Source organism: Shewanella sp. SM73 (assembly GCF_025653795.1).
GTDB lineage: Bacteria > Pseudomonadota > Gammaproteobacteria > Enterobacterales > Shewanellaceae > Shewanella > Shewanella oncorhynchi.
The window spans coordinates 335,806-360,955 of the sequence record NZ_JAKKRY010000001.1 but is presented as its reverse complement, the minus strand read 5'-3'; the positions used below and the strand labels follow the sequence as shown (position 1 = coordinate 360,955).

Here is a 25,150-nt window from a genome sequence, read left to right as displayed (position 1 = left end):
GATATATAGACATCTAGGCTTCTATACTGCTAGATTTGAATTTTAAAGGTTAAACAGCGGTAATTATTAGGCCAACTCAAACCGCACCACTCAGATAAACATCATAAGCCATACTGCTTAATGATCTTTATCTTGTTATTTTTCAATATATTAGTACAATTAAGATATAAAAATAAAAGCGAGCCCACTTTTGCGGCACTCGCTTTTTAAGGTTTTTAAGTTTTTTAAGTTTTTTAAGTTTTTTAAGTTTTTTAAGTTTTAACGTTTCTAAGTCATGTTAGTTATAAACCTAGATGCTTCTACAAATGACATTATTGATCATGCCAAATTAGCACTTGGGCTGGCTCACCATTACTACGGGTGGCGCGGTACATACCTTCGGTATTAAATGGCGTAGCAATATTGCCACGCTGATCGACTGCAATCACACCACCCGAACCGCCAGCAGTGATAAGACGTTGATTAATAACTTCATCTGCTGCCTGAATGATAGATTTTTGCTGATATTTCACCTTGGCACAAATATCCCCCGCGACGAGGTAACGGATAAAGAATTCACCATGACCCGTTGCCGATACGGCACAAACACCGTTTTCAGCATAAGTGCCAGCACCGATGACAGGAGAGTCACCGATACGACCAAAGCGTTTTGCCGTCATACCACCGGTCGATGTACCTGCAGCTAAGTTACCCTTTTTATCTAAGGCGACAGCACCAACGGTACCAAATTTGTAATCGAGGTCCTTCATCTCAACATTAGCAACTTGTTCAGATTTAGCCGCAACTTGCAGTTTTTGCCGTGCATCGAGTAATTGCTGATAACGCTCGTCAGTATCAAAATGATGATTTGGCACTAAAGTAAAGCCTTGAGTCAGGGCAAATTCTTCTGCTCCTGCCCCCGAGAGCATCACGTGCTCAGATTTATTCATCACGGCCAAGGCTAAGTCAATTGGATTGGCAATATGACGCACTCCAGCAACAGCACCGGCATTCATGGTTTTGCCATCCATAATGGAGGCATCTAATTCATGTCCGCCGTCATAGGTGTAAACCGCGCCTATACCAGCATTAAACAGAGCGCTATTTTCAAGGATATTAATTGCGGTTTGTACTGCCACTAAGCTGTCACCGCCCTCCTCTAAGACTTTTGAGCCTTTATCGACCGCTTCCTTTAACTTATCTTTGTAGGCTTGGCGTTGTTCAGGGGTGAGATTAGCTTTAGAAATCGTCCCCGCGCCGCCGTGGATCGCAATGGCGAACGGTTTATCATTAGCAAAGGTGTTATGTGACATAAAAAGTAGGCCCGAAATAATTAAACTAAAGGTGGCTAATTTTGTTTTCATTCTTTACATCCCCTTAAAAAGTAGCGTCCTTTGTAACCATTTCATCGTGTAATTTCAATCATCTCCTTGCCTGTTGGTTTTATTCTGGCGACAATGATGCCAAATCACAGGGACTATAAAGTGCAGCCATTTTTGCAAATCACCTCACATTACATTCGTCTTTGCTTGTTTCTGAGTCTGATTTCAGTCACATCAGTCGCGGCAGCAGATGATTTTATCAAATTATCTGTTACAGGCGTGAATGAAGCGCTTCGAAGCAACATAGTTGCTCACTTAGGCGCTTTACCTGAATCAGAGGTACAGCGCCGTGCCTTTTTGTTTAATGTCGATGACAATATCAGCACCGCCTTAGAATCCATGGGCTACTATCACGGTGAAGTAGAAGAAAAGCTGATTGAGCATGACAAGGGACCGTGGGAATTAAAACTTGAAATCAGCCCCGGCGAGCCAACCATTGTTCAGTGGGTCGATATTAATTTTAGTGGTGAAATGCTTGATGACCGAGCCTTCGATCAATGGCTCGCAAAGGTCAACATTAAACCCGGCGATGTGTTAAATCACGGTGTTTACAGCGACGTAAAATCGCAACTGGTCACCTTAGCCTTGGCACGAGGTTACTTCGATGGCGAATTTACTGAATCACAAATTAAAGTTAACCGCGATATTAATACCGCACAGGTAAGTTTGCATTTTGATTCAGGCAAACGTTACCGATTTGGCCAAGTCAGTTTCGATGGCCATAGCTTAGAACCCGATATATTAGAGGATCTTATCCCCTTTAAAGAAGGTGCTTCATACTCAACTCGCCGTGTAAGCGCCTTGAATCGTCAGTTATTAGATACTGGTTATTTCGCCAATATCAAAGTGATCCCGCAAATCGATAACGTCGAAGATAACCATATTCCAATGCGAGTCGAATTATCGCCTAAGGCAAGTCACGCAATTGAACTCGGTTTTGGTGGTGATATTGGCAAAACAGATCAAGCCTTTGATCCGAGGGTACGCGTGACTTGGCGTACACCACAAATCAATAAATACGGGCATTCCCAAGAAACCAGTCTCGAATGGTCGCCCGATAGACCAAAGTTATTAACCACTTATACGATTCCGCTCACACATCCCTTAGACGATCAATTAAAGATCCGCCTCGGTTTGCTGCGGGACAAATACGGTGTGACTCAAGTATATGATGCCGAGAATCGTGATTTTAGTAACACAGGACAGCTCGAGTCGACTAAGTACCTTCTGGGACTATTACGTCAACAAAGACTAGAAAATCAATGGCTAATGAGTTATTCGTTGGAGGCCATACGCGAAGAATATACTCAGTCTGATGTCGATTATATGCCGTCATTTTATCTGGCAGGAATTAACTTTTCTCGGACTAGCCGGGGGGATAACTCACTGGATCCTAAATTCGGATTTAGACAAATTTACAGCCTAGACTATGCCGATCCCTATTTAGGATCAGAAACCCGCCTAGCCCGCTTGCAAGCTAAATTTAAATGGATTGATACCTTCTTCGATAACCACAGAATCGTCGCTCGTATTGATTTAGCTGCCAACTTAGCTAACGAGAATGATCTTGCCTCTATCCCACCATCACTACGCTATTTTGCCGGTGGCGATCAGAGTGTCCGAGGTTATGGTTATCAAGAACTCGGCCCCTATTTAGACTATGTTGCTGACGATGGAAAAACCAATCGCGAGGTTATCGGTGGCCGCTATTTAATGGTTGGTAGTTTGGAATATCAATATTATGTGACCCCCACTTGGCGGGTCGGCACATTTATCGATGCGGGTAACGCCTTCGATAATAATCAATTTGAACCTGTCGTCTCTGTCGGTGGCGGTATCCATTGGATCTCCCCGATTGGTCCAATCAAATTAGATTTAGGGGTCGGATTGAAAGAAACTGAAACCATTGAAAGATCATGGCGAATTCACCTAACCATGGGGACAGATCTATGAGCCAGCCCCCAGAGCATAATAAGCCAAGCGAACAAGATATCGTTGATAATCCCATCACTGAAGCCGAAGCCACTGAAACCATAGTGACCTCTGTCACCCCATCGGTGTCATTCATTCAAAGACTGTGGCGGCAGTTCAAACTCTGGACTCGGATTATTATCTATGTGCCATTAGGGCTTTTAGTGTTAATCGCCCTATTACTCGGCACTGAATTTGGCTCGCGCATTACCGTGGGTTTAGCCGATCAATTTGTACCCGATCTTGAACTGACTTATACCTCTGGTTCCATTAACAAAGACTTAGCCCTATCACACGCGGCTTGGTCTATGGCCGGAATAAACGTGCAACTTGAGGATCTGCATTTACTGTGGCAACCCGCCTGTTTGCTACAAAAACGCTTATGCATGAATAGCTTATCTGCTGCTAAAGTCGATGTCACTATTGATACCCTAGCGCTTTCTGCAGACTCAAACGAAGCACCAGTCGCGCCACTTGATGAAGAACCCAGCGAGCTCCTATTACCCTTTGATATTGTTTTAGATTCTGCTGAACTCAATGGTGTTAATATCCAAGTGGATGATATGCAATTTACCGCTAATCGTCTTAACGCAGAAGCACAATGGTTTACCGAAGGTTTGTCGGTTAAACAGCTATCCAGCGAAGGATTATTCATACTGATCCCTGCATCAACCGATGTAGCAACGCAAGCCAGCACGCCAGCGGTAACGAATGCAGCAGATCCCAGCACTGCTACGAATACAACACCGACACCGTCGGCCAGTCCGTCGCTAACAAAAGAGGCTGAATGGGCTTTAGCACAATTGCCACAAGTATTTATGCCTTTCCCTGTGACAGTCAATGCCCTAACGCTAGACAACACCACGCTGCAAATCGGCGATCGTAAAGATGTTTTTAGCCATGCAGAACTACAAGGCAGTTTCCGTGAATACCAATTGACCTTAGACCATCTCGCCATCAGCCACACCGATGGCAGCGTCGATATCACAGGCAGCCTAACACTTGATAAAGATTATCCACTCGATTTAGAGGCAAATCTCACCCTTAACCAACTAGTCGAATTGCCAGATCTCACTCATCAAGTATTAACGTTAAAGCTGAGCCAAAGTTTAGGGCAACTTCAGGTGAATGCCGTCGCCAAGGGCGATGCCGACTTTACGCTAGATGGCCAAATAACACTGCAAGACCCTAACCTGCCCTACAAGGTGAAACTTGAACAGACACGGCTTCAGTGGCCACTGAAGAACCCTGAATACTCGGTAAGCAATGCCACGCTCGATAGCCAAGGCGACCTCGTTCGGCAAGAGGCGAGTCTTACTGGCCAACTGATCACACCCTTTCACAAAGTGCTCGACATAGACACTGACATCCATCATCAAGATGCTAAGTTAACTATCAATAATCTTGATGTAATGGGCGCGATTGGTAAGGTCAAACTCACGGGCGAACTCGATTATCAAAAAGCCATTAGCTGGAACGCCAATCTCTGGATCAATGACATCAAATTACAAGAAATACAGCTGCCACAAACGGATACAGCGCAAAGTACAACGGATTTACCGGACAGTTTGATTTCAGGAAAATTACGCACTAAAGGCTCATTTGCAGACCCCCGTTGGCAAGTATCCCTGAGCGATACTGAGCTCACTGGCACTTTGCAAGGTTATCCCTTCGATATTACAGGGGATATCAGTGTGAATGATTCCCTGTATGTCAGTGCTAAGGGGCTGAACGCCAAAGTACTAGGTTCAACTCTGGCACTCAAAGGCGAAGCCAATGCCAATTGGGATCTCCAAGGTGAATTACAAGTGCCCGACTTTGGCCTATGGTTACCTAAGGCCAGCGGCCAACTACAGGCGCAGATCAATGTCACTGGTGACGAGAAACATCCTCAGGTCGAGCTTACAGCGCAGCTGGCAGAACTTTACTATCAAAACATTAAACTGCAGGAATCTAATTTAAAGGCCTATTACAAGCCGCTAGATCAACATGAGTTTGCTATCTCGCTAAAATCAAAAACCTTGCAGATTGCAGAACAAAATTTAGATACAGTGACACTCGGGGCGAAAGGTACCATTAACGCTCAAAAACTCACTCTCAACGCCACGGGCGATCTTGGGCTCGATGCAACGATGAGCAGCCAATACGATGTGAAGAAGTCACGACTACAGCTCGATGTTGATCGTTTAAATCTCAACACGCCCGTAGGCCTATGGCAGCTCGATAACACCATTAATCTGGCTTGGGACCAAATCAAGAATCAAGGCAGCATTACGCCCTTTTGCCTCATGAATCCCAATAGCCGTATCTGCCTAAACAGTAATACACCAATAGGTAAAAAAGGCAGCGCACAGGTGAGCTACTCAGGTAATCCAGGGCAATTACTTATCCCAATATTACCAACGAATATGCGTTGGAACGGCCCTGCATCGCTATTAGCCAATGTTGCATGGGCTGCTGGCCGTAAGCCTACTGCCGATGTGAACTTTGATTTTGCTCCCGGCAGCATTATGCTCAAACGGGATAAAAATCGTGAAGTCACCATTAATTACCAAAACCTATCATTAAAAGCGACCTTAGATGCAAAACGGCTGGCGACGGTTTTAGATTTTGAATCAGAAGGCGTGGCCAGTTGGCAGAGTGAGATTAACGTCAATGTCACACCCGATCGCACCCTGTCAGGTTATGCCAATATCAAGCAAATCAACTTGCAGCCACTTGGAGAGTTTTTCCCTCAATTAAATACAGTGCAAGGTTTGCTGACGAGTCAACTTAACTTTGCGGGTAGTCTAGATGCGCCCGAAGTATCGGGGAGCATGGCCTTAACTGAGGGCGCCTTAGCCCTAACCGCAAACCCAACATTAATCGACAAAATTGACATGTCGATGTCATTTGCGGGTCAACAAGCGCAGCTTAAGGGACGCTGGATGATGGGCAATGGTTTAGGCAGAGTGAATGGTCAACTGCAATGGCCCCAAGGTCAATTTAGTGGCGAGTTAGCCCTCGAAGGCGATAAGCTCGCCGTGATCCAACCGCCACTGGCTATTCTCGATGTCTCCCCCGAGATCAACTTAACCTTCAACAGTAAGCAACTGGCAGTAAAAGGAAAAATAGCAGTACCTTCTGGCAACATTAAAATTGTGCCATTAGCGGAAGGCGGTGTCGCAGCCTCCGAAGACGTGGTATTTGACGACTCCATTGCCGCTACTCAGCCTAAAACTAGCCCCTACGCCATCGTTGCAGATCTGAATATCAGTGTGGGGAACGAACTCAGAATTGATGGTATGGGCCTCAAAGGTAAACTCCAAGGGACCTTAAAGCTACAGCAGCAAGCTTTCCGTCCTCCTTTGCTCTTCGGTAATATCAAAGTCAATCAAGGTAGCTACAAGTTTATGGGCCAAACCCTAAAAATCCGCACTGGTGAAGTGCAATTTGTGGGGCCAACGTCATTACCAAACCTGAATATTGAAGCAATACGGGAAATTAAGACTGAAGACTTAGTGGCAGGTGTACGCGTCACAGGCACGCCATCACGCCCGGTGGTGACCTTATTCTCCAATCCCGCCAAAGAGCAGGCCGAAATCTTGTCTTACATTATCAAAGGCAGTGGCTTTAACAGCGCCAACAATGAGCAAAATAACTCGCTGATGATGGGCGCGGCACTCGGTTTAGGTTCACAAGTGGGCGGCGGCGCAATTAACAACCTAGGGAATACTGCGACAGGACTCATTGAAGAGTTTGGTTTCTCTAACGTGCAACTCGACACTAATGATGAAGGGCGTGTGGCGATCAGTGGCTTTATCGGCGATAACTTAATGGTGAAATACGGAGTAGGTGTATTTAACCCTGGTTACGAAATGACAGTCAGGTATTACTTGCTCTCACAACTCTATCTAGAAACCGTGTCAGGCACTTTAGGCCAATCACTTGATATCTATTACAACTTCAATATCAAGTAACCATATGAATACCAAGATATTGACACTACAAAATTAGCATCCAATCACTCTAACCAAACAATCTCAAAATACGGGTTACAGTATGTTGAGGTTGTTTGGGTAAAGCCTAAGTGTCTACCCATAAATACAAACAACTAAAAATTAGCCACAAAAAAAGCGCCCTTAGGCGCTTTTTGCTTCAGTTACAACAATTAAGCGTAAACGAAGTCAACATGTTCAATGATTGGCTTGAACACGTGGCGTTGCATAGCTTGTGCACGAACACCCACTTCTTTACCATCAACAACGATAGTCAGAGTAGAAGTGTAGAAGTCAGCATTAGCTTGAATGTTAATGATATCTTTGTGATCAAAAACAATAGAAACTGGCTCTTTGCCTTGGCCATAAATAACAGCAGGTACTTTACCAGCATGGCGTAGGCGGCGGCTCGAACCTTTCCCTATTTCAGTGCGGGTTTGTGCTTGGATAGTGTAAGACATGTGTTTCTCACTTAAATTTAGAGTAAAAAGTTGCCGGCATTTTCGACCAATGACGGCTCATATAAAGCGCGCGAATACTAACATAGATACCCAAAGCGCACAAGAATACCGCAAGCCCTCTATTTATCGGCGTCAGCGTTAGCAAAACAGACCGCTATTTATAAAATTGAGGAACTTGTATCTTGGCTGTTACGGCAGAGAAAAGGCTTTGATCTCAAACAAAAAACACGAGATCTAGATCACACTGGGAAATTGAGAAGCCTGTTAAGCTCGGGCAAATTTCGATAACTGCTGTGTCAAAAAATGCGTCATGCGCTATACCAGTTACAACAAGAAAATAGACTTTCATGCCAACTGGCCCGTGAACTCGTCTCTCTTATCGAAACCGTTCCTTATCAGCAAAATACCCTCGAATTAAAATTCTTAGAATTGCTTGCCTGCACCCAACAAAAAAACCGCAGCTTGATCTTACTTATGCAAATTATTGAGTCTGTCGATATTGAGTCGCAGAGGCAAAGACAATATCAATTTTCACAACGTCTCAGCCTATTGATCTGTGATTGGCAACAACATAGAGAAATGAACAAACTCAATCAACAATTTATCCCGCTGCTCAGACATTACTTGATCGAATCGCAAGCCTTGGAACAAGATTTTTATCAGCAGATCCAACAACAGATCATTGCTACCAGTGCCTTACCGGACCACAATCGACGTGCACAAAGCCAGAATTAGGATAATAACCCACACCACCGAGTTTCAGGGATAAAGCCGCCTCTCTGAGGGTTTTTAGTTTAACGCTAGGGATCGCTATGTCCATCGCCATGCCGCGCATGTGATAACTCTTCTTAGCAACTCCGCCACTGTGGCTCACGAGCATGGCATTGGTTTTTGGTGAACGGTAACCAGAAATTACATGGATTTCATCGTTGGTATTCAAGGTTGTTTTGAGCGAGTGGAGTAAATCAAATAAGCGCTTATCCATAGGCGCTGCCACATTCTGACGATGATCCCGCAGCAAATGATTAAAATTGTCTAACACCTTGCTCTGATAATGACCATCTACCCAGTAACTACCATCATCGCGCTCGCCAGTATGACGATTAAACAAACTTAACTCGCGGATCCCTTTGGTTGAACGGCTGGCAACTGCTTTTGAGGGAATAAAGGAACATAATGCCACACCACTAAGGCCTAACAATAACTGCCTACGGGCAGGACATATTAAAGTCACATGATCACCTTTTGTATGCTTTTTGGTCACTAGTAAGGCAAATTATACTGAATAAGCCCTAAGATCAAGTTTTGCCAACCCCATTCTGAGTAGGATTTCAAAATGCCAAGCGAGTTCAGATGCTTATCTTGCTCAGCTTTACAGCACAAAAACGTTAATGTTGTTCCAAAACCGTGGCAGGCACAGCATTCGTCAGCTCAGGTTCCAAATGATAAATATCGCGACGGTATTGCTCCTGCCCACTATCGTCTAACCATGCAGTCCAGTAAACTAGATGCACGGGCAACTTTTCGGAAAGTGAAAACCACTGGGGTTCAGTAATACCAGGGGCTAACTTGTCCCATAAACGTTTGTCTTTTACTAAATGCTCTTTAAACCACTGGGCTAATTCAGTGGCTTTTTCAATACGAATACAGCCAGATGATAGTGCCCTATCGTCCTTTTTAAAGAGACTTGGCTCAGAAGTTCCATGTAAATAGACACTGAAACTGTTATCAAAGTGAAACTTATATTTACCTAATGCATTCTTCGCCCCAGGGCGTTGTACAAGCTGATAGGGAAACGAAGCGCTGGCTAAGGCCTGCCATTCCTCTGGCATGCGTTGCACCCGTTGACCGTTATAATCGTACACATCAAATTGACGTTCATTAAGATAATGACCATTTCGCTGAATTTGCGGCAGAATGTCCCGCCGTAAAATGCTGCTAGGCACTCGCCAACTAGGGTTAAGCACCACGCTAGAAATCTGACTGTCCAAAATCGGTGTTTGCCGAGAAGATTTACCCACAATAACCTTGGAACTTAACACTGGCGTACCATTATCGACCAACGTCATCTCAAAAGCGGGCACATTAATCAGCAAATAACTCGGCTCTAATTTACGTTCAAACACTCTTTGTCGAATAGTGTTTTTAGCTAATAGTACCGCCCTCGCCCTTGGCGATTGGTTCACCCAAAATAAGGTCTGCTTACCTATCACCCCGTCCTGTTTTAGCCCATGCTTTTGCTGAAAGCGCTTAATGCCAATCATAAGTTCTTCGGTATAAACTTGATTCACTCTAAGCTCAGTGGCTAAGTCTCCCAATATCCACACACGCTTTGCTATGGTATCAACGATCTGATGACTCATTCCTAAGGTTAGCTTTTCATCTAGCACTAAAGTTTCCCATGGTTCAATTGTGTCCAATTGCACTAAATGGGCGATTTGCTTAAGCACCCTTTGATATTGGGGATCCTCTGGAATAACGGATGAAACCGTCTCTGGGGCTCCAGCGTTGTTACATTCTGCGGATGTCATCACATAATGCCAGTAACCGGTAACATCAGCTTGGATTCGTACTAAATCAGCAGTAGATAAGGTATTAGGAGAAAGTGTTAAGTCACGATAATGCTGGCCAAATACTGGATTAACGCCTGCGAGATCCAATAGCAACACCTGTGGCACTAAGGCCGCAAGCGGCAGCACAGCAGTAAGATCTTCAGCTTTACCCTTAAGATTTGGCTGCGCAGCAATACTCGAATTTGATGTTAAGGATTGAGCGCCATCAGCTGCACTTACCTTTGGCACTAAAATTATTGGAATACAGAAAAAAAGGCTGAGTAATAGCTGCGCTAGATTACGCCTCGTCGGCATAGGGTTAATCTGCAATGCTTTCAAGTTCGCGATGTTGAACTCCTGCTCTATCAATTTGAGTTCTCTCACGTTTAGCGTTACACGCATGGATGGGGGCAAATAGCGAATGATCTTTTTCAATATCATAAATACTCCCTTAGCTATTTTTAAGGTCACCTGAGAGCCAGCGGTAATATCAGTCAACAACACTATGATATGACTATTCCATGGAGATCAATTAATTACTAGGGGTTAACTCAAGATAACAAAAAGAAAAATGCCACTGAGGTCGTCAGTGGCATTGATATCAAACAAACTCGCATAAATATGCTGAGCAAGTGCTCGTTAGCAAAAAGACACGAGATCTTCTTCGACAAATTGCTCTGGTAATTTCTGTAGGCTACGTAACATCAAAGGATTTGCCAACACCATCGCCATTTCTTGACGATTGAGTAAAGCTAATGCGCTCTGTTGACAACGAGCTTCATGCACCTTCACATGCACTATGGCTTCCATCGCTTCAATTGGTGTACCCGCAGCACGCAAAGGCTGTTTATCCACCATTGCTAAATGCAATTCCATCAACGCAGGGTCTTTAAGTACCTGTGCTAACGTCCAAGGCTCAGCAATGTGTCTTTGGTAAGCGGCGCGCGCTTCTTGCGCTTGCAGACAAATTTGCGCAGGGTTACGTTCTTCTGGTGTTGCAAGAATACCAGCACGCTTGAACACTTCGCCAATTTTGACTGAACCTGTCCATGCCGAAATTGGCACAGCAATCCACAGACCGATCAACGCCGGACTCATCCAAGCTAACAAAGTCAAAGAATCCAAAATAGCCGCATAACCTAACATCACACCTGCCAGCATATGCCAGCGGTGACGATAAATTAACGTCATCCAAGGCATACTGCCGTCATCACGACGTTGCGGCGACCAACCACTGTCACGGCCCATCAGAATTGACATCACAGCACCACAATGGATAAACATCATGATAGGTGCAATCAGCGCTGAAAGTATGACCTCAAAGATCACACTGAATATCGCTTTAATTCGACCACCAACACTGCGAGCAAACTCACCGTCTTTAAGCAGCAACAAGACACCAAATACTTTAGGGCCAAACAAAACCCCCATAGTAATGTAGAACAATCTTAATGCCCTATCCGAGTCCATGATGGGCCAAGTCGGGAACAGTGAAAATTGATCGGTGAAATATTCAGGTCGAATAAAGTGTGCCTGCAGGGCTAACATCAAACCAGTCAAAATCAACATCAACCAGAAAGGAGATGACAAATAAGCCATGATACCCGTCAGTAAATGTAAACGGCTTACCCAGTGCAAACCTTTAGTCGGCAAAATACGCGAATGCTGCAAGTTACCTTGGCACCAGCGACGATCACGCACGGCTAAGTCGATAATCGACGGTGGACATTCTTCGTATGAACCCGGTAAGTCATAGGCAATAACCACACTCCAGCCCGCACGGCGGATCAGCGCAGCTTCAACAAAGTCATGGCTCATGATATGACCACCAAAAGGTGGCTTACCCTTAAGGTTGGGTAATCCCGCCGCGGTCATAAAGGCTTCGGTGCGGATAATGGCGTTGTGGCCCCAGAAGTTACCTTCTTTTTGTACCCACCAGCCTAAACCGGTACCAATTACGGGACCATAAATACGCGCCGCAAATTGCTGTAAACGGGCCATTAAAGTGGTGCCATTGATCAACGACGGAATCGTTTGGATCAAACCCGCATCAGGATCGGCCTGCATGCGCTGAGCTAAGCCAGTGATGGTTGAAGACTCCATCAAACTGTCGGCATCAAGCACTAACAAGTGATCATAGCGCGACCCCCAACGACGGCAAAAATCGGCTACGTTACCCGCTTTACGGGCAACGTTTTTACGACGGCGACGGTAATACACCCGCGAATGCTTATGGGTTTCTTGACGTAACACCAGAAACGCCTGCTCTTCGAGCAAAGCAATATCGGGATCGGTAGTATCACTTAAGATAAACCAATCAAAAGCATGACCATGACCCGTTTGCGACAAGGTTTCAGCCATCACTGAAACCGCCGAAAATACCCTATCAGGAGATTCGTTATAGGTCGGCATCAAAATCGCGGTTCGCGTATGCAGTTCAGTCACTTGCAAATCTTTTGCCCGTGGTTTTCGCAGTAAAATTAAAAAACCTGCAATACCGCTACAAAACGCCAAAGCAATCCAGCAGAAGTTAACCGCAAACAGCACTAGCACTAAATATTCCAGAGGAGTAATTCCGCCAATGCTAAATACCGCCCCCATTTCATAGATAGCAAACAAAGATAATAATAAAGCCCCACCCACCACAAACACACGACGGTAGGTACGCGAGCGTACCCCATCAGCCACAGTGCTACGGCGAGGGAATCCCTCTGGCATCTTACTTAAATTTTGGGGTTCCATAGCGCCAGGCCGTTCATTTGGCATAGCACTACCACCCACGAGGACTTCCGTCTCGAGTACCGAGTTATCGGATACAGTCATATCATGTTGCTCCGTCATGAACCTTACAGCGTCCAGCGATAGAGCCAGGTTTCAACCTGACGAGGAGTTGGGAACTTAAGTTCAGCGCGCAGTTCGATAAGATCTTTATCTTCTGGCTCTAATTCAAAAGCTAAGCGATAGCCATTTTTAGCGGCATTACGGGCAATCACCACGTTCGTGACCACACCACCAGAAGCTTCAACTTTAGCGACTGGCATTTCATCTGTCATCGGACCTTCAACTTGATAGTCGACCACAAATAAACGTCTTGGAGTCGCCTTAGCAATATCGGCACGACCACTGGCAGAGCGAGAAATATGTACGGCACCGACTTTCGCAGCAGGTTCTTCACCCCAACTCATGCGATAGGCAAAATGAAATTCACCGCCAGCAGGAATAGGCTGACGTGGTTTCCAATAACTAACAATGTTGTCATGAATTTCAGACTCTGTCGGAATTTCAGTCAACACCACTGAACCTTGCCCCCAATTACCCACAGGCTCAATCCATAGGCTTGGGCGACGTTCGTAATGGGCTTCTAAATCTTGATATGACGCATAGTCACGCTCACGTTGGATCAGACCAAATCCCTGAGGCGAGTTGTCAGAAAACGCACTGACTTGTAACTGACGTGGATTAGCCAATGGGCGCCATAAATGCTCACCACGACCATTTAACATCAATAAACCATCAGAATCATGTACTTCAGGTCTAAAATCATCGGTGTCGTGACGACCATTGAGTGAATGTAAGAACATGCTAGTGCTTGGTGCTAAACCGACTTTGCTCAGCTCAACACGAGGAAACAGTGTCGCTTCTACATCAATCAAGGTGTTATCACCGGGACGGACAGAGAAAGTATAGGCACCTGCTACGCTTGGGCTATCTAACAAGGCATGCACAACAATCAAGTTGCTGTCATTGTGTGGACGCTCAACCCAGAAGGCGCGAAATATCGGGAATTCTTCCCCTTCAGCGTCAGCCGTTTTTAACGCCAAACCACGGGAAGATAAGCCATAGGCGTTACCTTTACCTAAAGCACGGAAATAACTCGCACCTTGGAATACCATAAGCTCGTCAAATACACCGTTCGTATTCAATTGGTTATGAATACGGAATCCTGAGTAGCCAATGTCATCATTTGGTAGCGCTTGAGTAATCACTTCACCCGCGGTGAAATATTTAGGCTCATAGGCTAAGTGCGTTGCATTCTGACCTTCTACAATCGCAATCTCGATCAGATCCTGAAAATAGAAACCACGGTGGAACATTTGCATTTGAAATGGCACGCCCTGATCACGCCAAATAGACGCATTCGGGTTAAAACGAATATCTCTGTATTCATCGTATGACAGTTTAGCAAGGCCAGCTGGCAAAGGATCTTTGAGGGTCACATAAGGTTTCGCTGCCAAACGTTTTGCAATCTTCACGACAGTTTCGCTATCAAAAGCGCCTGTCTTAGTGAATCTGATTTGATTTTTTGTACTGGGCTGAGAAATCACTTTCGGTGGAGTAACCACAGGAACTGCCTCGGCGGGTTTTGTCTCTTCAGCGTACGCGACACCAGACAGGGCGACTACAGCGCCTAGCGTCAGTGAACATATGAGTGACGAATAAGGTTTGGACGATGGGCAACGCAACAAGCTAACCATAGATAGGTAACCTAAAAAATAAACTAAGAAATCAATGTTTTTTATGTATACAGTGAATTTTTTTCACTCTGATTTAGGGATGAAAAAAAACAGTTGCTTACATATCGCGAAAGATATCAGAAGGAGAAAAAAACTCATAAATAAAGATGCAGTTAACCCCTTCCACACAATACTATTTGAGAATAAGCTTATACCAAAAATGAATATTAAAATAACATTTTCATGCTTATTTCTGTTTTCAAAGTTACAAAAACAAATTAAGTGATCCAAATGCTACATTATTGAAAGTAAAATGAGCCTTTTTACACCTCAACTAAGTGTTGATGATCATAGATGAAATATCACAATAAGCGAATCAATCCGTTGGTAAGCCTAAGGATTAACACTAAGACAGCAGGAAAATTCAAAATTTTACCCGCTTAAATGTATCAAAACAACTGAGCTGATGTCACTGAAACTGCGGATCTATTTTAACATTTCATTGCCTGAACTATTTTGGCAGAAAAAGTGTCACAGATAATCCACCTTGATCCCTAGGCGCAATCACTAAACGACCTTGGTGCAATTCTATGATGTGATAGCAGATAGACAAACCTAATCCCGCACCTATGCCTTCATTTTCATTCACACGATAAAAACGTTCTGTCGCATTGGCAATCTGCGGCTCTGTCATGCCTTGGCCTCGATCCGCGACACAAATACAGATTTCATCATCCAAAGCATGGGCCGACACTGAAATCTCCGATTCCTGTGGACTGTATTTACAGGCATTTTCGATAATATTCTTCAGTACAAGTAGCAAATAAAAACGATCACAGGTCACCGTTAGATTGGATCCGATATCGATATTCCATTCATAATCTGTGATTTGTGGCATTAATTGATTAAGCGCATCTTCGACCATAGGCAAAATGGCGTGGGATGACACATTAAGCTCATTAATCGAGTCCACCCTTGCTAATACGAGTAATTGTTCAACGGTATGACTCATGTGCACTACGCCAGCATCTATCGCAGCTAAATGGAATTTCTGCTGCGGATCATCATCAATCAGACTCTCTAAGCCATGTTGATGTAATTTAATCACAGATAATGGCGTTTTAAGCTCATGGGCCGCATCGGCGCTAAAACGACGCTCACGGGCGATAAATCGCGCGATACTATTGATATATAAGTTCAATGCGCGCCGAACAGGGACTAATTCTTTAGGCAATGACATAGTCAACGGGGTCAAATCGTTGGGCGCCCGTCCAATTAATTCTCTTTCAAAGGTTTTTAATGGCCGAAACAAGAGATAAAACAAGAAGCTAACAATAATTAATGTTAAAGGCACTACCATTAAAGGCACGATAACGGCGTTATGCATGATTTGCGATACGAGCTCTTGGCGTACTTCATCCTGTTGAGCAGTGACAATCCAAACATGATTTTTAACCGAAAAAAAACTGAACACATGCCAGAGTTCTCCTTCGAACACTTTCTTATGATAACCCTGTACGAATCGACTGATAGGTTGATGACCAATATTATCCGATAAAACTAAGGCTTCACCCGCCTCACTCCAGATTTGAAACGCCAATTTATGCTCATAGGCCAGTTTCAGCGCATCGGCCTTTTCGGCAAAGGAACTGATCTGGCTATCGGGAACGTGGAGCACTTGGGGTATGACGAGATCCTGAGCTGGTGCATCGGGCTCAGTATGATAGAACAACTCCAACATTTTAGCGGTTTGGAGCATTTGCGCATCGAAGAGTTCTTCGATTTGATGCTTAGAATCCCGAGTACTCAACCAGCTAGACACAGCGACGGATACTGAAATACCTGACAAAATTAATAATGTCAGTACCAAACGCAGTGAATACACATCTAGCCCCTTTAATCGAATCACTTCTTTTTCCTAACGACTATGCTTCAAGTCATCACTGCGTTATCAGTACCCACAAACGTGGAGCTTGTCACTTAACTCTTCAAATTAATTTATTTCAATCAAGGTATAGCCTATTCCACGCACGGTTTTGATTAATTCATTGGCAAGTTTTTTGCGCAGATGGTGGATATGCACTTCTATTGAATTACTGCCGACTTCATCCCAGCCATAGGTTAACTGTTCTAACTGGCTGCGGGTCAATACACGCCCTGCCGACTGAGCGAGTTCGAGCAGTAATTGAAATTCACGCCGTGAAAGCAGCACATTTTGATCGCGAAAGGTCACTTCACGGGTATTTAAATCAATGCAAAGCGCACCAATAATCAAACTGTTGTGATCGAGCCCATACTGACGTCTGACGATGGCACGAATGCGCGCGGCTAGTTCACGCACATCAAAAGGTTTACCGAGATAATCATCGGCGCCCATGTCTAAACATTCGAGCTTAGTGTCAAAATCCGTATTAGCGGTCAGGACTATTGTGGGAATTGACACTCCCTGCTGGCGCCAAGCTTTAAGCAACTCTTTACCATTACCGTCAGGCAATCCCAGATCGAGTACTATGGCACTGAAGCTTTCATTTTTAACCCCCAGCAAAGCTTGCTGATAACTATTAAGGTGATCAACTTGCATACCCAGCTTTGCCAAACTCAAGCAAATCCCTTGGGCTAATAACTCATTGTCTTCAACCAACATAATACGCATTCAATGTCCTTAACTGAGCCCTAACGGAAAATACTGAACTTAACATCTTGTTGCTGTAAAAAATCTTCCGCGTCTCGCCCCTGCAGCATAGCCATAGTGGCGAGCATACCTGCAGTCACGCAGTTTGGCCCTAACACAGTCACAGAGCGCGGCGCATGGATAACGGGATAGCCAGTGCGTGGGTCAACAATATGGCCGTAACGCTTTCCATCGACTTCAAAAAAGCGCCGCGTATCGCCACTGGTCGCTAATGCACCCTGACTAATCGACAGTACACTCGCAGCGTGGTCAAGGTGTCGTGGGTCTTCAATTCCCACTTGCCATGGCGTCACTTTGGACACGGGACAAGCGATATCACCGCCAAAATTCACTAACACTGGAATGTCTGGATAACATTCGGCTAACTCATAGGCGACTCTGTCGACCGCATATTCTTTTGCGATACCACCAAAATCCAATTTCATTCCTGTTGGCATCTCAATATGGCGCGAATCAAACTCGATGCGTTCAAATCCCACTAAAGCTTTCGCGGCAAGTATGCGGCCATGTTCGGGCAATTGGGCTTTGGGATCAAAGCGCCACAGTTCCATTAACGGCCCAGCAGAAATATCAAAGAGTCCATCACTGAGCTGAAAACATTGTTTAGCAAAAGCCAATAACTGCCAGGTTTCTTCATCGATAAGCTGCTTATGACCATTGGCATGGTTTAATTGCCACAGACAATTCTGCGCGATAAAGCGACTGTACTTATGTTCAATACGCAGCGCCTCAGTGACAGCCATATCCAACATATCGTCTGCAATATCAAATTGATCGCACCCAATGAGTATTTCACAGGGACTCGCCATGGCCCTAAATTCACCCACATAACCCCAATCACGGCGCTGCAACGAATAAGGTGCGGTCTTTAGGGACGATGTCGACATCATAAATCACCTCTTCACATGGCATCCCACTGGGATTGCAATTGAATAAGTTCAGGCACAAATTGAGTATGGGTAGCTAAGCTACCCATACAGTTTAACGCCTTGCTATCTGAGCCAGTAGCATTATTTCGTATTAAAAAGAATAACTAAACTGTGCTGTAATTGCCTTCTGAGTCGGAAACAGATCGAAGTTTTGCAGCTCTCCAGGAATCGTAGCGCCGTTATTTTTCGGATCCTGTTGGTAATACTCTAAGCGATACGACATTTCATGACCGCCCGATAATCTATGGCCAAATTTAACCCCAATCGTATAAGCCGACATATCACCGATACGATAATCGGCACTGGCAAACTCTGGCAGTGGCGTATCAGCCATCAAGAAAGGTTGATAGAAGTTAGCCGCCGTTTGTTGGTAATAACGTAGATGCAATTGACCGTAAAAATTGCCCGTAAAGTAATACCGATAATGGGTTTCTAAGGTATGCGATGTGAGATCCCAATCATCAGTATTATAACGGTAGGAAAAATCCACCACGCCCGCATCTAATGCGCCTTTGGTCATCACGTAAAAACTGTGCTTCAAGCGCGAATCGGGGCGGCTCTCATACAATAAATCCTGAGTAATGCCGTTGTTATCCACCACACTGAGCACCTTGTAGGGATCCGTTAAATAGCCATTGACACTCGACAAGCCGTAATTGGCTTGCAACAACCAGCGCTGACTAAGCACTTGGGTGATACCTAACATCACATCCGCGGTCTGCTTATTATCACTGCCACCTTGACGGGTCGCATCGAATGCGCTGCGATAAGCTTCCTCACTGGTGAAGTTATCGCGAATGACCATCGAAGATAAATCCACCGGACGACCGCCAACGGGGTCAACCACATCGAAACTATAAGCCGTACCTAAAAATAAAGTGGTGTTGTCTTTATTAAACCCTCGCTTAATTCCGGCATTGATGCCCATTGACATATAATCAAACTCTTTCGAGCCATATGCGCCAACATTGAGTTTCCAATCTGGTGTTAGCACTTCACTCCAACCGACATTGGCTTGTACGCGAGTATCGTGAAAGGTGTCATCTAACGGCGTTTCTCCCGCTGAAACATGATATTGACCATTACCAGATGGTCGAGTAAACGTTTGGCTGGTACTTTGGGCCACGGCGCCCGATGCTGAAGGCCCCGTTAGACTGTCAACCACGAGTTTGAGATCCAGCACACTGTCATCGCCAAAGGCTTTTTGCGCTGTGCCTATGGCTTCGATGGCTTGTACTCTATCTTGCTCACCGTAATACATTAACGCAGCATCGATCTTCCAGTCGTCAGCTTTTTTAGATAATTCAGTCGCATGGCCACTTGTTGCAAACAGTCCACAACTGGCTAATGCGAGAGCACCCGCTATCTGCTTCGATTGTTTTGTATTTATTTGGTTCTTTTTTTGAGTCATAGCTGACAACACCTGTAGGTCACTTCCATCTATTCAATACCGCGGGATTTCGCCCCAGATTTTAGAACATCTGCTCGTCACATTTGTTTTAGTAGGTCTGTTCATTACGTCTGTGCGTTACATTTATTCGTTACATCTAAGGGCAAATAACACCAACGGAGAGTTTAGTTACAGCCACATCCGCCACCGGCAAATGCACGTCCGCCGCTACTGCCTTCTTTACTAAAATAAATATGATCATCGAGTGCTAGATCGAGCTTTTCACTGTCGAGCGCCATATCGCTGCGGGCCAACTGGCCTTTCTCCCACGGCTGCACTCCTAAACTTGAACATCCACTCAAACCTATGATGAGCGTTACTGCGACTAATGCGGGTTTAAGCATAAATTACTCCTTCAGTAAATTGACGAGTTCTTGCTCGTATTCAGCGGTTTTATCGGCATAAAAGCCAACATGATGCTGTACTAACTGACCTTGACGATTGAACATAAAACTGCTCGGCATGCCCAGCAAATCGAAACTGCGCGCGACATCACCTTCTGGATTGAAACGCACTGAAAAATTGGCAGGGACTTGTTTTAAGAATTCTTGAGCTAACTCGTTATCTGTATCTAGATTGATTGCCACGACGGCCAAACCTTGATCTTGATACTTTTTTTGGATCTCATTCATCCAAGGAAACGATTTACGGCAAGGGCCACACCAGGATGCCCAAAAATCGACATAGACGACTTTGCCTTTAAACTCACTCAGGGAAACAGCTTGGTTTTGCGCATTAAACACTTGATAGTCCAGCGATGGCGCGGCTTGTACGCCTGCGGCCAATAAACTGAGTAACAATAATATTTTCTTCATAGCATATTCCGCGTTAACGATTACGTTCGAATCTATTAACTGAATCTTAAGGTTTTCTTAAACAAGCTTATATAAGTTTAATTAACCTGCTCGCCCAGACTCACCACGCGAATGAACCATAGTCATCTGCATGGCCTTAATCACATGAGTGCTGATTAAGTGACCGATTTCATCCAAAATGGCAAATGTGAGACATTTTGTCCCATTAGAAAAAGTGAAATTAGATCTGTGTCATGTTAATTAAATGTCAAAATCAGTTCGGTCACATCTCTTAAAAATTCTTGATATACATCAATAATCTTTACACTCCAACGGCCTAAACTGACACTGTCAATTATGTAAACCCTTACCAATTTACATTTAAATAACAAAAAAGGTTGACCCATGGACACACATGCAGCCCTATATGAACAGGGAAAGGCGCGCTTAGATGCGTTACGCCAATTCGCTCCCCGTCAACAACAATCGCTGATTGAGAAAATGCAACAGCACGGCATTAGTCGCCGTGATTTTATGAAGTGGAGTGCCATGGTGACGAGCATGCTCGCATTACCCCTCCCCTTTAGTAACTTAGTGGCCGAAGCTGCCGAATTAGCCGATCGTGTACCCTTAATCTGGTTACATATGGCCGAATGTACTGGCTGCTCCGAATCTTTAATTCGTACCGATACCCCCAATCTAGACTCACTGATTTTCGATCATATTTCCTTGGAATATCACGAAACCTTAATGGCTGCAGCGGGTTGGCAAGCTGAAGAGAACCTCGAACATGCACTCGAAACTTACAAGGGCCGCTATTTACTGGCCGTTGAAGGGGCGATTCCGACTGCAAATAACGGCAGTTTCTTAACTGTGGGTTGTAAAGGCCACACGGGTTTAGAAATCATCAAGCATGCTGCTGAAGGCGCCGCCGCGATTATCTCTGTCGGCACTTGTGCGGCGTTTGGTGGGGTGCAAGCCGCTTATCCAAACCCAACGGGGGCGAAAGGCGTGCATGAAGTGGTCAGTAAACCCGTGATTAACTTAGGCGGTTGCCCACCGAGTGAAAAGAACATAGTCGGCACTTTGATGTACTTCATCATGTTCGGAAAATTACCTGCGCTGGATATGTTTAATAGACCTAAATGGGCTTACGGCGCACGGGTACACGATAACTGTGAACGCCGCGGCCGCTTCGATGCTGGTGAATTCGTTGAAGAATTTGGCGATCACGGTGCGAAAGAAGGCTACTGCCTTTATAAAGTCGGTTGTAAAGGTCCTTACACCTACAACAACTGCCCAACCGAGCGCTTTAACCATCACACTAGCTGGCCAGTACTCGCTGGACACGGTTGTATGGGTTGCTCAGAACCTAACTTCTGGGACGATATGGCTGACTTTGAAAAACCCCTTGGCCGTCAACTCCTCCATGGATTGGATGCGACCGCAGATACTATTGGTGCGGTGATTTTAGGCGCGACTGTGGTGGGCATTGGAGCCCATGCCGTTGCCAGTATTTTTGCCAAACCGCTGGAGGAATAACCCATGAGCAAGCGCGTTGTTATCGACCCTATCACACGTATCGAGGGTCACTTACGTATCGAAGTCGAAGTTGATGAAAATAACGTCATCAACAAGGCTTGGTCATCCTCCACACTTTGGCGCGGTATTGAAGTCATTCTCAAAGGCCGCACGCCTATGGATGTTGGCCTTATTGTGCAACGTATCTGTGGCGTATGTACCTATTCCCACTACCGCTGCGGTACTGAAGCGGTTGAAAATGCGCTAGGAATTCAAATTCCATTGAACGCGAGATACTTACGTTCATTAATGCAAACCTCTTTATACATGCATGACCATATTGTGCATTTCTACCATCTACACGGCTTAGATTGGGTTGATGTGGTTTCTGCACTGAGCGCCGATCCTGCTAAAGCGGCACAAGTTGCCCTGAAATACACAGACCATCCCATAGCGGCGGGTGAAGGTGATTTAAAAGCGGTACAAGAAAGAGTTAAAGGCTTTGTCGAAACGGGAAAATTAGGTCCATTTGCCAACGCTTATTGGGGCAACGGCACCTATAAATTTACCCCAGAGCAAAACCTTATCGCGCTATCTCATTACCTTAAAGCGCTTGAAGTACAACGTGTTGCGGCAGAAATGCTAGCCATTTTTGGTGGCAAATCACCACATCCACAATCCGTTGTTGTCGGTGGTGTGACTTCGGTGCGCGACATGCTCAGCCCTGCTCGCCTGCAGGAATGGAAGCAAAAACATGCGACAGTAACTGACTTTATTCTGCGTGCCTATCAAGCAGATATCGTGATGGCGGCCGAAGCCTTTGGTACTGAACCTAGCGTGTTGGGCGGCGTAAACGTGAAAAACTTCATGGCGACCGATGACTTTGTGTTAGCCAATGGCGAATACATGTTTAATCAAGGCGTGATCATGAATGGCGACCTTGCTGGTGTCAGTGATGTGAATCCAGATCTGATTGCCGAAGACGTCAGCCACGCTTGGTATAGCGCCGATGCGCCGCAGCATCCCTATGACGGTACAACGATTCCTAATTATACTGGTTTTGTTGAACGCGACACTGTCTACGGCAAATTGCCAACACTGGATGGTGATGGCAAATACTCATGGGTGAAATCTCCCCGTTATCAAGGTGAGCCCGTCGAAGTGGGTCCACTCGCCTGCCTATTGGTGAGTTATGCCCGCGGTAACAAGGTGGTCGTGGATTCGGTTAATGGCCTGCTCGCTCGCACAGGTCTACCCGTAGCGGCTCTATTTACCACTTTAGGTCGCACTGCAGCCCGTATGTTGCAGACAGTCATCGTCGCCCAAGAAGGGTTAAAAACCTTTGATGCGCTGCTGACGAATATCCAGTCCGATGAATCTACCTATGTAAAACCCAATATTGATCCAAATAAAGAGTATGTAGGTCACGCCATGATCGAGGCGCCACGCGGCATGTTAAGCCACTGGATCCGCATTAAAAATGGAGTGATTGAGAACTATCAAGCCGTGGTACCGACGACCTGGAACGCAGGTCCTGTGGATGCCAACGGTAAAATGGGTCCCTATGAAGCCTCTTTAATTGGCTTGAAACTGGAAGATCCTACGAAGCCCCTTGAGGTGATACGTATTATTCACTCATTTGACCCTTGCATGGCGTGTTCTGTACACGTAATGGATTTCAAAGGCCAAGCATTGAGCGAGTTCCGTGTCAGTCCCAATGGTCAATAATCGAGGGAGGGAACGCAAAATGAACCATTCTGCAACCCGCATTCGGACACTGATTTTTAGTCCGGCAATACGGATTTTTCACTGGCTCAGGGCACTATCAATTCTGGTGCTAGTGATCACCGGATTCTATATTGCTTGGCCGTTTCTTGTGGCGCCTGAAAGTACGGACGTACTCGTACAAGGCTGGATCCGCTTCGCTCATCTGATTTGCGGTTTTGTACTAACCGCAATCACTTTAGTGCGCTTCTACCTGTATTTTTTCAGCCGAAGCGACATTGAGCGGCGCTCATTTCGCGATGTCATGAGCGTAAAAAGCTGGATCACTCAGCTGAAATCTTACTTATGGATGGGGCACTTACATAAAGCCGGTGTCTATGGACCGCTGCAATTTGTGACTTATGTAGCAATCTCACTGGTCGCTCTTGTGATATGTATAACGGGTCTGGTGTTGTATGCCAATGTGTATCACCAAGGTTTAGGTGGCATGCTTTGGGGCAGCGCCGCTTGGATCACGGCACAAATGGGTGGGCTAGCACAAGTTAGGATTTGGCATCACTACCTCACTTGGGCATTTGTTATCTTTGTGGTTATCCACGTCTATATGGCGATTTGGTCAGGGATACGCTTCAAACATAACTCAGTTGACTCGATTGTCTCTGGCTATGACTACCCAAAGCCAGACTCACACCACTAGGAGTCCAATGAAGATATTGCTACTCGGTATTGGCAATGTCCTGTACGCCGATGAAGGCATCGGCGTACATTTTGTCAATTATATAGCTGATAATTATCAGTTTACCCATGAGTCCCACCAGCTAACGCTGCTCGATGGCGGCACCTTGGCTCAGGGACTTATCCCTATTATTTGCCAATACGATTATTTAATCGTGGTCGATACAGTTAATGCCAATGGCGTAGAAGCGGGCGAAGTCTATTTCTTCGATTTTGATAAAGCGCCGAAGGAAATCGACTGGCAAGGCAGCGCCCATGAAGTCGAAATGCTGCAAACCCTCAATATGATGGAAATGGTTGGCGACAGGCCTAAAACCTTCGTGCTTGGCGTCACCCCAACCGTGCTCGAACCTATGGTGCTAGGCTTGACCCCTAAAGTCGCCGCCGCGGTACCTTTAATGGAATCAAGCTTGTTATCCCACTTAGCCTCCCTTGGGTTCACTGCGACGCGTGTTGCCGAGCATAGTATTGACTCGCTGATCCCTGACTCTTATAAACGTGGCGTTACTACTGGTGAAAGTATATAGA

General features: G+C 45.3%; 19 protein-coding genes. 7 read left to right on the top strand and 12 right to left on the bottom strand.

The window, feature by feature from the left end:
* Positions 1–311 precede the first annotated feature (311 nt).
* A complete protein-coding gene (locus L5M51_RS01645) occupies positions 312–1,343 on the bottom strand; it encodes an isoaspartyl peptidase/L-asparaginase family protein (protein WP_263144772.1) in 1,032 nt (343 codons plus the stop codon).
* 120 nt (positions 1,344–1,463) lie between these two features.
* Here L5M51_RS01645 and L5M51_RS01640 point away from each other — a divergent pair, with 120 nt between their 5' ends.
* A complete protein-coding gene (locus L5M51_RS01640) occupies positions 1,464–3,314 on the top strand; it encodes an autotransporter assembly complex protein TamA (RefSeq protein WP_263171249.1) in 1,851 nt (616 codons plus the stop codon).
* Positions 3,311–7,291, top strand: a complete 3,981-nt coding sequence (locus L5M51_RS01635) for a translocation/assembly module TamB domain-containing protein (protein WP_263171247.1) — start codon at positions 3,311–3,313, stop codon at positions 7,289–7,291. The genes L5M51_RS01640 and L5M51_RS01635 overlap by 4 nt, the downstream gene beginning before the upstream one ends.
* Positions 7,292–7,482: 191 nt before the next feature.
* On the opposite strand, the gene rplY is transcribed toward L5M51_RS01635, so the two are convergent.
* Positions 7,483–7,770, bottom strand: a complete 288-nt coding sequence (gene rplY, locus L5M51_RS01630; RefSeq protein ID WP_028760163.1) for a 50S ribosomal protein L25 — start codon at positions 7,768–7,770, stop codon at positions 7,483–7,485.
* Between the two features lie 303 nt (positions 7,771–8,073).
* Here rplY and L5M51_RS01625 point away from each other — a divergent pair, with 303 nt between their 5' ends.
* On the top strand, positions 8,074–8,505 hold the full coding sequence (locus tag L5M51_RS01625) for a hypothetical protein (RefSeq protein ID WP_106650352.1): 432 nt from the start codon (positions 8,074–8,076) through the stop codon (positions 8,503–8,505).
* Here the strand turns inward: L5M51_RS01625 and L5M51_RS01620 are convergent.
* The 10 genes from L5M51_RS01620 to L5M51_RS01575 form a co-directional block, all read right to left on the bottom strand.
* The gene (locus L5M51_RS01620; RefSeq protein ID WP_028760165.1) at positions 8,456–9,004 is read right to left on the bottom strand and encodes a DUF882 domain-containing protein; all 549 of its coding nucleotides are present in this window, start codon (positions 9,002–9,004) and stop codon (positions 8,456–8,458) included. The genes L5M51_RS01625 and L5M51_RS01620 overlap by 50 nt on opposite strands.
* A gap of 154 nt (positions 9,005–9,158) precedes the next feature.
* Positions 9,159–10,637, bottom strand: coding sequence for a L,D-transpeptidase family protein (locus tag L5M51_RS01615; RefSeq protein WP_411568928.1), 1,479 nt, complete (start codon positions 10,635–10,637; stop codon positions 9,159–9,161).
* Between the two features lie 324 nt (positions 10,638–10,961).
* A complete protein-coding gene (gene mdoH, locus L5M51_RS01610) occupies positions 10,962–13,145 on the bottom strand; it encodes a glucans biosynthesis glucosyltransferase MdoH (protein ID WP_105252289.1) in 2,184 nt (727 codons plus the stop codon).
* Between the two features lie 23 nt (positions 13,146–13,168).
* Positions 13,169–14,797, bottom strand: coding sequence for a glucan biosynthesis protein G (locus tag L5M51_RS01605; RefSeq protein WP_263144760.1), 1,629 nt, complete (start codon positions 14,795–14,797; stop codon positions 13,169–13,171).
* 490 nt (positions 14,798–15,287) lie between these two features.
* The gene (locus L5M51_RS01600) at positions 15,288–16,685 is read right to left on the bottom strand and encodes an ATP-binding protein (protein ID WP_263144757.1); all 1,398 of its coding nucleotides are present in this window, start codon (positions 16,683–16,685) and stop codon (positions 15,288–15,290) included.
* An 84-nt stretch (positions 16,686–16,769) separates the two neighbouring features.
* Entirely contained in the window at positions 16,770–17,429 is a 660-nt protein-coding gene (locus tag L5M51_RS01595) for a response regulator transcription factor (protein WP_028760171.1), read from the bottom strand.
* 20 nt (positions 17,430–17,449) lie between these two features.
* Entirely contained in the window at positions 17,450–18,358 is a 909-nt protein-coding gene (locus L5M51_RS01590; RefSeq protein ID WP_263171244.1) for an FAD:protein FMN transferase, read from the bottom strand.
* A gap of 130 nt (positions 18,359–18,488) precedes the next feature.
* Entirely contained in the window at positions 18,489–19,808 is a 1,320-nt protein-coding gene (locus L5M51_RS01585; protein ID WP_263171242.1) for a DUF3570 domain-containing protein, read from the bottom strand.
* A gap of 164 nt (positions 19,809–19,972) precedes the next feature.
* Positions 19,973–20,191: a DUF4266 domain-containing protein gene (locus tag L5M51_RS01580; protein ID WP_028760174.1), complete on the bottom strand. Its 219-nt coding sequence runs from the start codon at positions 20,189–20,191 to the stop codon at positions 19,973–19,975.
* 3 nt (positions 20,192–20,194) lie between these two features.
* The gene (locus L5M51_RS01575) at positions 20,195–20,662 is read right to left on the bottom strand and encodes a TlpA disulfide reductase family protein (protein ID WP_028760175.1); all 468 of its coding nucleotides are present in this window, start codon (positions 20,660–20,662) and stop codon (positions 20,195–20,197) included.
* 384 nt (positions 20,663–21,046) lie between these two features.
* Here L5M51_RS01575 and hyaA point away from each other — a divergent pair, with 384 nt between their 5' ends.
* From hyaA to L5M51_RS01555, 4 genes are read left to right on the top strand one after another with little or no spacing between them, the layout of a single operon-like run.
* The gene (hyaA, locus tag L5M51_RS01570; RefSeq protein WP_028760176.1) at positions 21,047–22,183 is read left to right on the top strand and encodes a nickel-dependent hydrogenase small subunit; all 1,137 of its coding nucleotides are present in this window, start codon (positions 21,047–21,049) and stop codon (positions 22,181–22,183) included.
* A gap of 3 nt (positions 22,184–22,186) precedes the next feature.
* Entirely contained in the window at positions 22,187–23,890 is a 1,704-nt protein-coding gene (gene hyaB / locus L5M51_RS01565; RefSeq protein ID WP_028760177.1) for a nickel-dependent hydrogenase large subunit, read from the top strand.
* A 19-nt stretch (positions 23,891–23,909) separates the two neighbouring features.
* Positions 23,910–24,584: a Ni/Fe-hydrogenase, b-type cytochrome subunit gene (gene cybH / locus L5M51_RS01560; protein ID WP_263171240.1), complete on the top strand. Its 675-nt coding sequence runs from the start codon at positions 23,910–23,912 to the stop codon at positions 24,582–24,584.
* Positions 24,585–24,591: 7 nt separating this feature from the next.
* A complete protein-coding gene (locus tag L5M51_RS01555) occupies positions 24,592–25,149 on the top strand; it encodes a HyaD/HybD family hydrogenase maturation endopeptidase (protein ID WP_105252281.1) in 558 nt (185 codons plus the stop codon).
* Position 25,150 lies beyond the last annotated feature (1 nt).